Source organism: Bacillus velezensis (assembly GCF_001461825.1).
GTDB classification, from domain to species: domain Bacteria; phylum Bacillota; class Bacilli; order Bacillales; family Bacillaceae; genus Bacillus; species Bacillus velezensis.
Genome location: NZ_LLZC01000019.1, coordinates 307,197 through 324,207, shown reverse-complemented (window position 1 = coordinate 324,207; position 17,011 = coordinate 307,197). Strand labels below are relative to the sequence as shown.

Annotated in this window: 3 protein-coding genes; all 3 read left to right on the top strand. The window is 43.3% G+C overall.

Features of this window, described 5'->3' with window-relative positions; genetic code table 11:
* Window positions 1-17 precede the first annotated feature (17 nt).
* Genes AR442_RS12225 through AR442_RS12215 form a run of 3 tightly spaced genes read left to right on the top strand, consistent with a single transcriptional unit; the run spans window position 18 to window position 17,010 of the window.
* Window positions 18-5,729, top strand: coding sequence for a type I polyketide synthase (locus tag AR442_RS12225; RefSeq protein WP_014417645.1), 5,712 nt, complete (start codon window positions 18-20; stop codon window positions 5,727-5,729).
* On the top strand, window positions 5,729-13,111 hold the full coding sequence (locus AR442_RS12220; protein ID WP_032863758.1) for an SDR family NAD(P)-dependent oxidoreductase: 7,383 nt from the start codon (window positions 5,729-5,731) through the stop codon (window positions 13,109-13,111). Before AR442_RS12225 ends, AR442_RS12220 begins: the two co-directional genes overlap by 1 nt.
* A gap of 50 nt (window positions 13,112-13,161) precedes the next feature.
* Window positions 13,162-17,010, top strand: a complete 3,849-nt coding sequence (locus AR442_RS12215) for an alpha/beta fold hydrolase (protein WP_053285004.1) — start codon at window positions 13,162-13,164, stop codon at window positions 17,008-17,010.
* The last annotated feature ends 1 nt before the right edge of the window (window position 17,011 follow it).

Here is a 17,011-nt window from a genome sequence, read left to right as displayed (position 1 = left end):
GAAAAGGAATGAGACAGGTGGCCAGTAAACAAAACTATCAGTTCACATTAACAATTAAACATACGGACTATATTGTCAGGGATCACCGGGTGCATGGCACCCGGATTATACCCGGTGTCACATTTTTAGATATGATATACCGTATGGCGCTGAGCAAAGGTTTGCCTATTGAAGAACTCGAGTGTCAGAATATTTTGTATTTGGAACCTGTAGCAACATCGGATACCTTTGACAGAGAAATCCGCATCCGTTTTCAGGGATTGGAACAGGGATGGGAAATTCAGGCGAAGAGCAGAAAAGTAAAAGATGACCGCATTCTGGATGAAAGCTGGGATGAGAATATGAACTGCAGGCTCATGCCGAAAATCCCGGAAAGCATGAGTTCAATCAATATTGATGAAATCAAACATGCCTCCGTCCGTGAAGCCGATATGGAGATATGTTATGACTATTTAAAAAAGGTCGATATAGAGCATTTTGAATTTATGAAGAGTCTGGGGAAGGTTTATGCGTCTGACCATTCTGTACTTGCAGAGTTGACGCTCAGCCAAATTGCCAATCAATATACCGGCTATTTTCAATTGCATCCCACTTTTCTTGATGCGTCTACCATCATATCGATCCTTTATCAGGCATGTCCCGAATATTTTACACAAGGATCTCCGGCAAGCCGGATGAAAACGTATATTCCCATTCATATTGAATCTTTCCGTATGACGAAGCGCCTGGAAGACAGGTGTTATGTGTACATAGAGAAGCAAGACCAAAATCATGATTCAGGGGATGTCATCCAAGTAAGTTACGGTTTGTACGATGCACACGGGGAGATGATCGCTTATTTTACGCGGCTGTCTGTGAAACATATCCGCTCAAAAGATTTAATTGAAAACCTGAAGCAGACTCGTTTGGAAACTGAAGCGGCTTCTCAGCCAAAAGACAGCCTGATCAGAAAAGATTCAATCATAAATCGAAGCGAAAGCATCGAGACACACCTTAAAGAATTAATATCCGGGGTTTCAAATATAGATCTGCGTGACATAAGGACAGACATTGGTTTTTATGAACAGGGCCTGGATTCAGCTTCTTTGCTTGCCATTGTCAAAGAACTTGAAAACAAAACAGGGGAACAGCTGTATCCTACACTCCTGTTTGAGCAGAAAACGATCCGGGAACTCGCCGCGTATATTAAAGAAAATCAAAAAATGTCCAGTTATTTCTTAACGCGAAATCTACCGGCTGAAAAGCCTGACTTGAAAGAAAGTAAGAACGAAAATCTTTCCGCTCTTATAACAGAAGGAGACATTCAGCAGCTGATCGCAGATATCAAAGGGACTGCTCCTGAAACACTCTCTGTTGTAAAAGGTTTTTATGAACAAGGCCTCGATTCCGTAACACTTATGCAAGCCGTAAAGGCATTGGAAGAGAAAACAGGCAGGGAACTGTACCCTACTTTATTGTTTGAGTATCCGACGATTCAAAAACTTGCAAATTATTTTGCAGAGAGCGGCGAAAAGACTTCCGTTGAAAAAGACCGCCCTCTTCATCATGGAGAGAATCATACGGCTCTGACCTATTTAACGCCGCATTGGAGACAAAAGGCTGCCGCTTGGGACCCGAATTGCGGAAATAAAAAGAAAAGAACATGCCTGCTGTTTCAATATGACAGAGAGCTTTTTCATTTTATGCGGGAAAATGCTGAAAATGGATTCGAAAATACACAGATCATTCTCGTTTTATCAGGGAATCGTTTCTCCTATCACGGAGACGGTGTTTATGAGATAGATCACAGGGAGGAAGCTCACTTTGACAGGCTTGCAGCTGATCTGAAAAAAAGGGGGCAAATGCCCGACACCGTGGTTTACGGGTGGCCGGAAGGGTCATTTGCCGGCCCGGAAAAAATAAGTGAACAGCTTTCTAAAGGGGCTTACCCGCTATTCTTTTTCAGCCGGGCATTGATGCGCAGCAAGGCGGAAAAAAAGGTTGTATCGCTTTTCCTTTATCCGGCGGACCATAAAAATGATCAGCCGCTTTACGCTTCAGTCCATGGCGCAGGGCAGTCTATTTTGCTTGAGAACCCGAAACTGGCCCTTAAGACAATCGGGATATCAGTTTCAGACAAGTCATCGTTGCCGGAACTTACAGCTGAAATCATCAGAGTCGAATCTACGGAAGCGCATCCGGGAGAAACCGATCTTTATTATGAAAGAAATGTGCGCTGGGTCCGTGCCTTACGGGAAGCGGAACCGGCTCAAAACTCAGGTTTCTCCTTTAAAGAAAACGGAGTATACATGATTACAGGAGGGGCCGGCGGCTTAGGCCTTATATTTGCAGAACATATCGCAGCCCAAACGAAAGCCAATATTATTTTAGCGGGCCGTTCTGAACTTACGGAAGACAAAAAGAACAAAATCAGCCGAATGAAAGCAGGCGGTTCTTCGGTTCAATATATAAGAGGTGATTTTTCAGATAGCCGCGATGCAGAGCGAATCATAAAAACCATAAAAAGGCAATTCGGAGAAATCAACGGTGTGATACACAGTGCCGGTGTGACGCACGACGCTTTATTGATTCAAAAATCAAAAGATGAAATTCAGGAAGTGATCGCTCCGAAAATAAATGGGACGGTCTTATTGGACAGCTTGCTGCAAACCGAACCTTTGGACTTCTTTGTGATGTTTTCATCAAGCAGCTCGATGTACGGGAATATCGGACAGACGGATTACGCATTGGCCAACCGGTTCATTGATCTTTTCGCTGAGTGGCGTGAAGGAATGAGGCGGAAAAAAGAACGCTCCGGCGTCTCAGTAGCCATCGGCTGGCCGCTATGGGAAGACGGCGGCATGAAAGTGGATAAACAAACTGAAAAATGGATGAAACAAAAAATCGGTATGGTTCCCCTTAGTAAAACCAATGGGATCAAAGCTTTTCAAGATTCACTCTCTCTGAACGCATCACAGCTGATCGTGTTTGAAGGTGACAAAGAAAAATTAGAATCTGTACTTCAAGATACCTTCATAGAGGATGAAAACTGCGAGATCCAAATAAATGAGAAAGCTGATACAAGGCATGAGGACATTGCCATTATCGGATTAAGCGGGAAGTATCCGATGGCTGAAGACTTACCTGAATTTTGGAAGAATTTAAAGAGCGGAAAAGATTGTATTACAGAAATCCCGCCTGACCGCTGGAATATGGATGATTTCTTCAGCGAAGACAGAGATATGAAAGGGAAGTCTTACAGCAAGTGGGGAGGTTTTATCAGCGGAGCCGATCAATTTGATCCGCTTTTCTTTCATATTTCCCCAAGGGAAGCAGAACTTATGGATCCCCAGGAAAGGCTCTTTTTAGAAACGGCCAAAAATTGTTTTGAAGACTCAGGGTACCCGAGAAACATGCTGGAAAAGATGAAAGTCGGTGTATTTGTCGGTGCAATGTGGGGCCAATATCAACTATTTGAAGGGGAAGAAAACGGAGCGGCTTTCTCGCCGGCGTCCGTCTATTCTTCAATTGCCAATCGGGTGTCTTATTATTTTCATTTAAAAGGTCCGAGTTTGGCTCTGGATACAATGTGCTCTTCATCACTGACCTCTATTCATTACGCATGCCAAAGCATACATTGCGGAGAGAGCGATATGGCATTAGCCGGCGGAGTGAATTTGTCAATACATCCGAATAAATATAAGTTCCTCAGTATGGGACAGTTTCTATCAAGTGACGGCAGATGCCGGAGTTTTGGAAAAGACGGAAGCGGTTATGTTCCCGGTGAGGGAGTCGGAGCCGTATTGTTAAAACCATTGAAAAAAGCAATAGAAGATCAAGATCAAATATATGGCGTGATTAAGGGAAGCGCCGTTAACCATGGAGGAAAGGCGAGCGGGTATTCCATACCGAATCCGGATGCGCAGGCGGAGGTCATTTCAGAAGCGCTTCGTAAAGCTGACATTGATCCGAACACCGTCAATTATATTGAAGCGCATGGAACAGGGACGTCATTAGGCGATCCGATTGAAATTCAAGGACTGAAAGATTCCTATCAATTGAACCATCCTTGCGCCATCGGTTCGGTGAAATCAAATATCGGACATTTAGAATCTGCGGCAGGAATCGCTGCGGTAACGAAAGTGCTTCTCCAAATGAAGAATAAGCAGCTTGTTCCTTCTCTGCATTCCGATATTGTTAATCCGTTTATAGATTTTGATCAGGTTCCTTTTCAAGTGCAGCGGAAAGCGGCTGAATGGAATATTCCGCAAAACAGCAATGTTGTTCATCCTTTGAGAGCCGGGGTAAGCGCTTTTGGGGCAGGAGGGACAAACGCGCATCTTATATTGGAAGCGTATGAGCCGCCAAAAGCTTTTGATCATCAAAGCGGCCGAGTGATCTTTGTTTTATCGGCTCAAGACAAACAACGGCTGATAAAATATGCAAAGGTTATGGCTGATTTTCTATCAGAAAATGAATCGAAGGATAACAATCATAAACTGCGTCTTCAGGATATTGCCTATACACTTCAGACGGGACGCGATCATATGGAAGAACGGCTGGCGATAGTGGCAGATTCCGGGCAGGTCATTGCTGAAGAGCTTTCAGCTTATATCAGGGGTGAAAAAAGCAGCTTGAGCCATACCGGTCATACATTCGAATCAGAAGTTCACAATGAAATGCCTCACGTTTGTTCAGATTACGCCGAAGCAGCATCCAAATGGGTAAATGGAAGAAAGATAGATTGGGAGACTTTTGAGGTGAATCGGAATGCTCGCAGGATTTCTATTCCGGGACAACCGCTGATCAAACAGCGGTATTGGATAGCGGAAAAAGGGGACGCACTTGCTTCAGCGGATGTGAGTAAGCCGGGTCACCCTTTCTTGGGGAGTAACACGTCCGATTTTAATCAGTTCAGTTTCACGAAAAAAATCAGCCGTAATCATCCGTTTGCACTAAGTCTGTCTGAAGGAAACGTGTCCTTTTTCCCTTATGCATCTTTGGCTGAAATGGCTATCGTCAATGCAGCGGAGGCATTTGGACAACCAGTTCATACATTGACTGATTTATTGTGGACCGAAAGCATGAACGGAATGACTGATATACGGGAACTGATGATTACGCTGACGCCTGAGCGCGGCTTTGCGCGATTTGAGATATATGCAAACACAAAAAATGAGAATAAAGTACGTCTTGCCAGGGGAAATGCGCATATTGTTAAGCCTGAAAGCGGTATGCTTCCTGAAGCGCTTGATATTGCTGAAGTCAAATCAGAAATGACTGAACATCCGGCTGAAGCGCCTTTTGTCATTGAATCAGCGAAAAACAGTGACGGAATGCTGTCGCTTCATTCATTGCCGGATGAGCTTTATGCAAAAAGAGAGAATTTTACGATCTCTCCTGAAGCGCTTGAGTCCGCGATTCAAGCCAGTGCGTTTTTTGTCAGCGGAGAAACCTTCCCGGAATTGATCGGAATGGGAGCGGCGGATGTCTATCAGCCTCTCGCTCAAAATTTTTATGTCTATACTCAAAAAGAGAACCGGCAGAACAGCCGTGATGTAACGTGTCATATGACATTTACAGATGGAAACGGAAGCATTCTGGCAGAGTGCAGAGATGTGAGATTCAGGTATGGTCATGAAAAAGACACTGTTCAGACGGACGATGAACTCATTCGTCTCCTGCGTCAATTGGAAACCAATGATATTGATCAGAAGGCTGTATTGAAACAATTAATGGGGGAAGAATGATGAACGGAAAACGTGAACAAATCAGCGATATTCTTGATCTGATTCAAACAGGACAAATGTCGGCTGACGAAGGCTATGCCCGTGTGACATCCATTCAGAATCAAAAATCACGGGCATCGAACCATCCGCTTTTTTATTACAAGCCGGAATGGACAGAATCGTTCATTCCGAGTAAGAAGAGCGTACCCTTGACGGGATTGCTCCTGATTTTTGCAGAAAATGAACGGCAAATACAAGAATTGAGCGGTTTGTTTAAGGGCTGTACTCTCTTGTTTGTCATCCGCGGAAAAGAATTTGCTGTTTTACATGATGATACGATTTGTATGAACCACGTGAAAAAACACGATTATCTAAAGCTGTTCCGATACATTCATGATCATTATCAGCTGCCCGAAAAGATTCTTCACTTGTGGTCTGATTCTCAGGCTGACATGAGTAAAGGAGGTATACAGAAACAATTGGAAAACGGATTGTTTTCTCTTCTGTATATTACACAGGCGCTGATTGAACTAAAATGGAAAAAGATAATAAAGCTGACGCATATTTTTCAAACAGAGAATAAAGAACAACTGCCGCTGCATCATGCGCTCGGCGGATTGGTGAAAACCGTTCACCAGGAACACCCCAATTTTCACTATCAGATTATCAATATCACGCAATCAGAGGGTGCGGGAGCCGCTCTTCCTGCAATAGCGGACATATATCAGAGAGAGTTTGACGAAAAACGGGATATTCATTTTGAAGTGCGCTATGAAAACGGCAGACGTTTTACGAAAAGCTATAATAAAGCCGGCTCATTCGATTTAACCCAGCCGCTGAAACATCATGGGAATTATCTGATTACAGGAGGCCTGGGCGGTCTCGGTTATATTCTGGCAAAACATCTGTCGGAAAAATGGAAAGCGAATCTCATATTAACGGGGCGCTCTGATTTAACTGAAGAGCAGGAGAAAAAGATCGAATATTTAAGAAGTTCAGGTTCAACAGTTGAATATATCCGATCTGATGTTTCAAAACAAAGTGATGCTGAACGGATATTTGCTTTTGCAAAAGAGCAGTTCGGCACCTTACATGGAGTATTTCACAGTGCCGGCGTACTCCGTGACTCTTTTATCTTAAGAAAGACAAAAGAAGAAATTGATCAAGTCACAGGTTCGAAAGTTTATGGCACGCTGTGGCTGGCGGAAGAAATCAAAAAAATGAAAGTTGAATTACTTGTCTTGTTTTCATCCACATCGGCAGTCTTCGGCTCAGCCGGCCAATGTGACTATGCTTTCGCCAATGCCTTTCTGGATCAGTATGCAGCAGTTATGACCGCAAAAGAGTCTGCCGAAAGGGTAGTGTCAGTCAATTGGCCGCTATGGACTTCCGGCGGGATGAATATTGACGATGAAGGAGTATCCTACATGAAACAGGAACTCGGTCTTGACCCGTTAGATGACAGTGACGGAATACAGGCTCTGGAGAACAGCTTGTGTCAATCATCTGAACAGCTGATTGCCCTGAAAGGCCGTAAAGAAAAGATTGAGGATGTGCTGAAGCGTGCCGGCACAATCAGCTTTCATTTAAAGCAGCAGGAAGATGCTGATTTGCAAAATGATGAATTAAGACAAAATATAATCAGTTATCTGAAAAATATAATGTCAGAGGAATTGAAATTACCGGCCTCACTCATAGATGAAAAACAATATCTGGAGAAATACGGCATTGATTCAGTGATGATCATGCGTCTGACCAAAAAGCTGGAGCAAAGTATCGGCAGATTGTCGAAAACATTATTTTTTGAATATCATTCAATATCGCAGTTAGCCGAATATTTCCTGAGTCATCACAGCGAACGAATGATGAAACTGCTGAACCCGGCCGGCACATCTGAACTTGTTTCATATCAAAAAAAGCCAAAAAGAAAACCAGTGGAAACAAAAGCGCCGTTACGCTCTGAAGGAGAAGATTCAAAAGAGCACATTTCGGCCGATCCCCTTTCTGCTGATATAGCCATTATCGGTGTCAGCGGCAGATACCCGGGTGCGGAAAACATCAGGGAGTTCCAGAATGTGCTGATGAATGGACGGGATTGCGTAAGCGAAATTCCTGATGACCGGAAGGAAATGCTGGAGGGAAGCTGCTATAAGTGGGGAGGTTTTCTGAAAAATCCAGACCGGTTTGATCCTTTATTTTTCCGGATATCACCGAAAGAAGCGGCTTTTCTTGATCCTCAGGAACGCCTCTTTTTAGAGACAGTGTACAATACCATAGAGGATGCGGGTTATAAACCTTCAGATCTGACCCGCAAAAAGGTCGGAGTATTTGCAGGCGTCACATATGGAAGCTATCAATTTTTCGGCGTTGAAGAATCACTTAAAGGAAATGAACTGGCCGTCGGGTCTCCATTTTCTGCAATAGCAAACAGAATATCATATTTCTTTAACTTTAAGGGGCCGAGTATGGCGGTTGATACAATGTGTTCATCCTCTCTTAACGCCATTCACTTAGCCTGTGAAAGTATACGAAGAGGAGAAAGCACCCTTGCTGTTGCGGGCGGGGTCAATCTTACGCTTCATCCGAATAAATATACATTATTAAATCAAAGCCGCTTCTTTGCAAGTGATGGCCGGTGCCGTACATTCGGCGAGGGCGGTGACGGTTATGTACCGGGAGAAGGAGTGGGATCCGTACTTTTAAAGCCGGCGGCGGAAGCGGTAAGGGACGGAGATCATATTTATGCGCTGATTAAAGCGACAGCGGTCAATCACGGAGGGAGAACAAACGGTTTTACGGTTCCTAATCCAAATGGTCAGTCTGAACTGATACAGGACGCGCTTCAGAAAGCTTGTATTGACCCTCGTACAATTAGTTATATTGAAGCTCACGGAACGGGAACTTCTCTGGGAGACCCGATTGAGATCACCGGATTAACAAAAGCGTTTCGGGAATTTACGGAGCACACTCAATATTGTTCAATCGGTTCTGTCAAATCAAATATCGGCCATCTTGAGGCCGCAGCGGGAATTGCCGGTTTGACAAAGGTTCTTTTGCAAATGAAACTGAAAAAACTGTTTCCTTCCATACATGCGGAGACGTTGAATCCAAATATTGATTTTAAAGCATCTCCCTTTTATGTACAGCGGTCATTGCAAGACTGGAAGAAACCGAAACTGCAGGAAAACGGAAAAACAGTAACTGTTCCGAGAAGAGCGGGGATCAGCTCATTCGGAGCCGGAGGAACGAATGTTCATATCATTATAGAAGAATATGAAGAAACAAACGTCTCAACAGAACATGTTGAGAACGAACCGCATATTGTCCTGTTATCTGCCAAAGACAATGAACGTCTTCTTGAGTATGCCGAAAACATGAAAGATTTTATTCAACGTTCACTAAGTCCTGAAGTAAAGGATAAACAGCCTGATATGAAAGAAAAGGTGAATGAAGTACTCAAACCGTTTGTTTCGGAATTGCTTCATATCCATCCGGAAGAAATTAATATTGCTGATCACCTGAGTGAATTTGGCGTAGGGCCTTTGGAATTAAGCCGGATGGCGGATTTTATTAACGAAATGTTTCATATTGAACTCACGATGTATGAATTAACTGATTGCGCCTCCATTCAAGCGGTTACTGAATACTTATTGAAGGAATATGCCGGAGCGATAAGAAACATGTTCCCGAATGAAGTGATGGAAGCCGGCCATTCGGAAAGCGTCGTTTTACGGGATCTGGCATACACTACACAATCGGGCAGAGAAGCGATGGAGGCCAGAGCGGCGATTACCGGTACCTCTCTTAAAGAAATGAAAGATAAATTATTTGAGTTTTGCCGCGGTGACAAGCAAGTTCCAGGCGTATATGTTAATCAGCAATCAGCAGATGCATTCGCTGAAAAAATGAAGGCGTTAACGGAAGGCAGAGCAGGTGAATTGTTTGTAAAGACCATTATTGAGAACGGTGAAGCGGAAAAGCTGGCTCAATTATGGGTTTGGGGGGCGGATATCGACTGGAAATCCGTTCATCAACATTTACAGCAGCCGGGTAAACGGATCTCAATTCCGACTTATCCGTTTGCAAAAGAACGTTATTGGGTTCCGTCCAGGACTGAGAAGGCAGAGATCCCTCAGCATTCTTTTCAACATCACTTGCAAAAAAAATGGAGGGAGAATCCGTTTGTAAATCCATCCGAAACAAAAGAGTACGGACTGACAGTAGCATTTGTAAATCAAGACACAGAATCAATTGCCCGCACCATTTGTTCGGATATAGATCAGGAGAATCTGATTGTCATAAAACATCACTCTTCATTTATAAAACACTCTGATCAAATGTTTAAGTGTTCTTTATTAGATGAAAACCACGCATACGACGTTATCCGTGAGATCTTCTCGGGCGGTGAGCGGCAGGTCGAAAATATATTTGATTTCTCAGATATCGGAAACCAGAGTGACAATCAGAACGGCATCCCATATGGTAAATTCTTATTTATACAAGAAATAATTAAGCGGAGTAAAAAGGAAACACCATTATCCATTTTACAAATCACCAATGGCTTGCAGGTATTTAAAGCGGAAAAACCAAAGCTGACGGGGGCAGAATCAGCGGCTTTTCTGAAAGCCCTTTCTGCGGAATACGGCTTTGCTCATGTGAAAACAATAGATATAGACAGCATGAAAGAAACGCATGAGCTGAAACAAATCTTTGAGAATGAAAGGGCGCAATGTACCGGAGAGAATGAAGTATGCTACCGCAGCGGCGTCAGATATGTTCCGTATTTTGAAGAAGAAAGAATCCATACCGGCGGGCCTGTTTCATTTCCTGCGGATAAAGCCATCGTGATTACCGGCGGGACAGGGGGTATTGGCAGAGCAATAGCTGAAGATTTGGTGAAACGGGGAGTGAAAAAACTCGTGCTGACGGGGACGCGTCCATTACCTTTGCGAAGTGAATGGGATCATTTGCTGAAAGAGGGCAGACAGGACGAAAAGACAGTCAGCAATATCAAACTGTTTCAAAGTTTTGAAGAGAAAGGTGTCAACTATCTGTATTACAGCGGTTCTCTCACAAATGAAGAGAGGCTGCGTTCATTCTTTCACCAAGTAAGCATTGAATTTAAAGATATAAGCGGTGTCATACACTGTGCCGGACTGCACAGCGGCGGAAATCCGGCCTTTATTCATAAAAGAATGAGTGAATTTAAGACGGTGTACGGCCCGAAAGTCACTGGACTTCAGAATTTGGAGCGGATTTTTAATAATAGGCCGCTGGATTTCTTTATTCTATTTTCATCAATTGCTGCACAGTCACCCAAACTGTCGAAAGGAATGACTGATTACGCGTCTGCAAACGCATATATGGACTATTTCGCGGCTTATCATTTTCAAAAGGGGAGAACGTATTTCACGTCCATCAATTGGCCGAGCTGGAAAGAAGTCGGAATGGGTACTGTGACGAGTCCTTTATATGATGAATTGGGATTGGACTCTCTTTCCACACGGGAAGGACTGGCGGTTTTGTATCATGCACTGGAGAAAAAATCGGCCAATATCATTCCTATCGTGAAAAAAGGAACAGTGTTTCATGCAGACAGTCTCCTGAATATCAATAAAACCGGCAAGGCTTCATTTCCAGTGCGAAGACAGGAGACTCCCGACACTTTTGATCATTCAGAAGGGCTTGTCAGTGAACTTTCTGCCGTATTTGCCGAGGAATTGAGCATTCCCCTTGAAAAGCTTAACCCAAATACGGATTTTCAGGAATACGGTGTGGATTCTATACTTCTTGTCAGCATTATACATCGTATAGAAGCAATGATTCAGAAAAAAATTGACCCTACTGTGCTTCTTGAACACAACACGATTCATGGTCTTGCGGAATATATCGGTAAGACGGCGCCGCCGTTGAAAAAACAAATCGAACAGACTGATTCTCAAAGCAGCAATCAGCATGATATGCAGTCTGTGACGAGCCGAAATACAGAACCGCAGACGGCTTCCTCTGCAAAGATAGCTGTTATCGGAATCGGATGTAAGTTCCCTGGAGCGGCTGATAAAGAGGAATTTTGGGACAATCTGAAAAAAGGGAAGAATCATATTAAAGAAGTACCTGATTCCCGGTGGAATATAGAAGAAAATTACTCTCCGGTGCAGCAAAAGGGAAAAAGCATCAGCAAATGGGGAGGATTTATCAATGGAATCGGCAGCTTTGATCCGGAGTATTTCCGCATGGAAGAGGAGAAAGCCATCCAAACGGACCCGCTGATAAGACATTTCTTAGAAACGAGTGTACAGACTGTACGGGATGCCGGTTATGAAGAAACAGAATTATCGGGAAAAAAAGTCGGCGTATTTGTCGGTTCCAGAATGGGCGGCTACGGTCACAAACTGCCGAAAGAAAGCAGCAGCCACATCGTCGGGCTTAGTCAAAACTTTATTGCTTCACACGTGTCGCATTTCTTTAATTTTCACGGTCCAAGCATGGTTTCTGATACCGCTTGTTCTTCTTCATTAGTCAGCATTCATTTAGCCTGCCAAAGCATAAAAAACGGTGATTCAGAGATGGCGCTGGCAGGAGGGGCGGATCTGCTTTTGGATGAAATTCCTTACCTGATGTTAACAGAAGGAGGAGCTCTTTCGCCGGACGGTCAGTGTTTTACTTTTGATGAAAGGGCAAACGGCTTTGTACCCGGAGAGGGTTTTGGCGCTGTTCTGTTAAAACCGCTCGAGAAAGCGAAAGCGGACGGAGATCGGATATACGGTATCATTGAAGCATCAGCTATTAATAACGACGGTGCGACAATGGGAATTACGACCCCGAATCCTAAGCTTCAAGAGCAGGTTATTCAAGATGCATTTGAAAAAGCCGATATCACTCCCGGATCAGTCAGCTACGTCGAAACTCACGGCACAGGTACGATGATTGGAGATCCGATTGAGCTACAGGCTCTGACAAAAGTATTCCGAAGAGACACAAACAAAACGCAATTTTGCGGAGTAGGAAGTGTAAAAACCAATATCGGACACTTATTAAGCGCTGCCGGAGCGGCAAGTTTCATTAAAGTGATTTTATCAATATGGCATAAGGAAATTCCGCCTACATTGAATTGTGAAACGCCAAATCCCCGCTTTGAATTTGAAAAGTCGCCTTTTTATCCGAATACAGAGCTGAGAAGCTGGAAGGATGGAAAACGGAGGGCGGGCATCAGCGCTTTCGGTTTTGGCGGAACAAACGCCCACCTTTTGGTAAGCGGCCTGGATGATTCATATCATGCCGTCAGAACTCCGCTGCCGCCTGCCGAGTTTGTCAGAAAAGAGTACTGGCCGGATTCAAATCGAAAAAAACAAATCAAACAGAATAAAAAACGGCTTCTTGAAATTATTGATGAAACAGAGTAGCACCTGCTCTGTTTCTTTACTTTGTAAAAGAAGAAAGGTTGTCGAGTTGCATGAGGTTCAGCGTATTAGTCAAACATGACGATTATATTGTTTCAGACCATGTCCTTCATCAAGTGCGTACGATACCCGGCGTAACGTATCTGGATTTAATAACACGATTTTTAGCTGAGAAAGGGATATCCCCCCGAAGTTTTGAAATCAAACATGTTTTATTCCGTGAACCTGTTGCGACGTCAGTCCATTTTGATAAAAAAGTCACCTTCCAGTTTACGGAACAAGAAAACGGCTGGCTTGTTGAAACAACAAGCAGGAAATGGGTCGCTGAAAAGGCGGAAGGTGAAGCGTCAGTCAACTTGCAGGCGGAAATCATAAGAAAAAATGCGATAAACGAAAAGACAATTTCAATCGAAGAATTAAAGAAAGGAGCCGTCCGGATTTCGGATGCTGAATCCGCCTATCGTAATTTGCGCAGGGGCGGGCTGATTCATAAAGATTTTATGAAATTGGAAGGTACGGTATTTGAAGGTGAAAATTATATTCTGGGAGAGGTCAGTTTAAGCGGACTTTCAAAAGAATATACAGATGACTTTTACATGCATCCCGCATTTTTGGATGGGTCTCTCAGCTTGTTGGGAATCCTTACATCAGACTTGCCGGATGAAGGAACAAATGCGTTTATCCCTATATATATTGAGACATTCCGGGCACTGCATAAAACAACTGGGTCTTGTTTTGTGTATATTGATAAAAACAGTATAACGCAGCCGCCTTCTAAAGACATTTTATATGCGGACATAGAAGTATACAGGCCTGATGGAGAGCTTGCTTTTTATTATGAGCGATTCGGTGTGAAAAGAGTCAGAAATGAAAAATCAATACAAAGGCTGGAGCATTCCCAAAAAGCTAAAGAAGTCGGCAGCGCAACGAACAATAAAGAAATGATCAGAAATAATTTGATCCAAGAGATAGCCGGCATGATTGAAAAACCTGCTGAAACAGTGAAGAATGATATTTCCTTTTACGAGATGGGCTTGGATTCTAAACAATTATTAGACTTATCCAAAAAATTAGAACTGATGTTAGATACAAAGCTGTACCCGACTTTATTATTTGATTACTCCACAATCGGTGAATTGACGGAATATCTGCAGGAGAAATACGGAGCTGACATTACAGACTCTATCTCTGATACAGTTTTGCACCAAGACAGTCAAAAAACATTAACAGATGAGCTGTCATCCATTATTGGAGAGGTTACAGACACACCGCCAAATAAAGCGGACAAACACCAATCTTTTTACGAACTGGGTCTTGACTCAAAACAGCTGCTGCATATATCGAAAATGCTCGAGGAAAGATTGGATACACAATTGTATCCGACATTGCTTTTTGATTATAACAATATTCATGATTTAGCGGCTTATTTAGAAGAAAAATATGATGTGCGTAATACACCGGCTGCAGCTTTTAAAGAAAAAACGCAAACGAAAGAGCCGTCTGAAAAGCCGATGCTTGAATCTTTGTATTTACAAAAAGAATGGATTGAGTCGCCATTAAAGTCCGGAGAAGTACCTAAGGAAAATACATTGATTTTCGATTTCGACAGTTCATTGAGTGATGAAATCCGCAACTACACCGGCAGTGAAAATGTTATTTATGCGGAAGCCGCCGCTGAATATGAAATGGTAAATGAAAAGCATTATAAATTTAACCCGGAGCAGTCTGCTCATTACACCAGACTGTTAGATGATATGAAAAAGTCCGGAGCGTTTCCGGCGTCAATCATTCATTACCTGTCAAAAAAAGCTTATACTGAAGCGGCGTTAGACCTGACTCACAGCTTTTATTCAATCCTTTATTTAAGTAAAGCTTTGATCCGTCAAAAAACAAAAGAAAACATCAACATTCTGTACGTACATGACAAGGATCAATATACAAATCCGGTTTACGCCGCGATTGGAGGCTTTTTTAAAACGCTGAATGCGGAGCAGCCGAATATAAAGTGTAAAACGGTTGAGATTTCTTCAAGACAAACCATTGAAAAAGCACCTTTGCTTCTCAATGAATTAAGTGCCGGACATCATCGGGCTGTGAAATATGACGGCGATCAAAAAAGGTGGGTGACAGCATATAGAGACGCTTCGCTGCAAACAGGACAAAAGGCCGCAAAGTTTGCAAAAAACGGGGTGTATCTCATCATCGGAGGGTTAAGCGGCATCGGCTGGATTATTTCAGCGTTTCTTTATGCAAATCACGGAGCCAGCGTTATCATTGCCGGGCGATCGAAAATGACAGCAGACATGGAAGAAAAATTAGACAGCATCCGATATGACGGGGCAAGCATTTCTTATATCCAGGCTGACATGTCAGATAAGCAGCAGGTCATCAAGTTAGCGGAAAAAATTCGTGCTGATTATTCCGAAATCAACGGGGTCATTTACAGTGCAGGCGTGTTAAAAGACTCTCTCATTATGAACAAAACAGACGCGGAAGCTCAAGCGGTGCTGCAATCAAAGGTCAATGGTGTGATTCATTTGGATGAAGCGCTCAGAGATATGCCTTTAGACTTTTTTGTTTTGTTTTCTTCCATCTCCTCAGAAATCGGAAGTCTGGGTCAAGCCGATTATGCCTACGCCAATCGTTTTCTGGAGCATTTTGCCGAGTGGAGGGAATGTATGAGAAAGGCGGGGGGAAGATCAGGAAAAACCATCGCTGTAAATTGGCCTTTCTGGAAAGACGGAGGCATGTCAGTTGATCCCGGCATCCAAGATATTATGAAAAGGGAGTACGGACTTCACCCATTAGAAAATACTGCCGGAATCAAAGCTTTTGAACACTCGCTTCTCGGCCAAGGCCACCAGCTGATCGTGTTATACGGAGAAAAAGAAAAAATACAAAACGATTTCAAGCCGTTATCCGCCCGTTCAGCACCGCCTCTGGTAAGAGATTCAGCGATTGCAGCCGATTTTGATGCTTCGTCAATCGTTACGGAAGCTGAAAGTCCTTTCCGGATACTCGGCACGGCTTCCAATCGTCATCTCGACGATTATTTGCATTATTGGAGCAGACTGAAGAAAGGAGCCCTTCAGCACAATCAAAGCGATGCCGCAAAAAAACTCATCGCTTTTTACCAGACAGAAGAAACGGAAACCGTTCATTTTCTGGCAAACACAGAAAATGCCCGGCATATGGAGATATTGATGAGCGGTAAGGGCGAAACAATTTTACTGATTTGCGGTTTTGCTACCACTGCTTACATGTGGAAAGAACAAATGAAAGAGTGGGCAGATCAATTTAATGTAATTGTCATACACACACCGGGTTACGGGCTGAGTGAGGGGAGCGCCGATTTTACACTGAGCGGGCTGGCTCAGACTTTTATCGAAGTGCTGAACGAGATAGGGGTTGCGTGGCCGATCCACATTGCGGCAGCTTCTTGGGGAGGCATGATAGGGCAGAGGATAGCCTATGAATACCCTGAAAAAGTAAAAACACTCATTCTTTCCGGAAGTTACACCGAATACGAAGAAGACCCTGAAAGCAGTGTCGAGGAAAAACTGAAAAATGATTTTATAGCTATAGGAAAATCGCATGAATATGAAAGTTTATACAGTAATCAATTTTTAAATGCTTCTATTGAACGTTTTATGAAGATACATCAACAAGAAGGCTATTCTACGATCGGCTTTTTAAAAGACATTCATACAAGAACGCTTATCCTTACGGGTGAGAAGGAAAGCGTAGTTGATCAGAAAGAAACAAAAAGGCTGCAGAAACTGCTGAGCAATGCAGAATTAAAGAAAATTAAGGGAGCGGGGCATCTTCCGAACCTCACACATCCGGAAGAATTTAATAAAGCGGTGTCAGAATTCATCAAGAAATCAGTAAGTAAAGGATGAA

What these genes read in the sequence shown, in the direction of transcription:
- AR442_RS12220 (WP_032863758.1), top strand. Translation starts at nt 5,729, where the DNA reads ATGAACGGAAAACGTGAACAAATCAGCGATATTCTTGATCTGATTCAA.
- AR442_RS12215 (WP_053285004.1), top strand. Translation starts at nt 13,162, where the DNA reads ATGAGGTTCAGCGTATTAGTCAAACATGACGATTATATTGTTTCAGAC.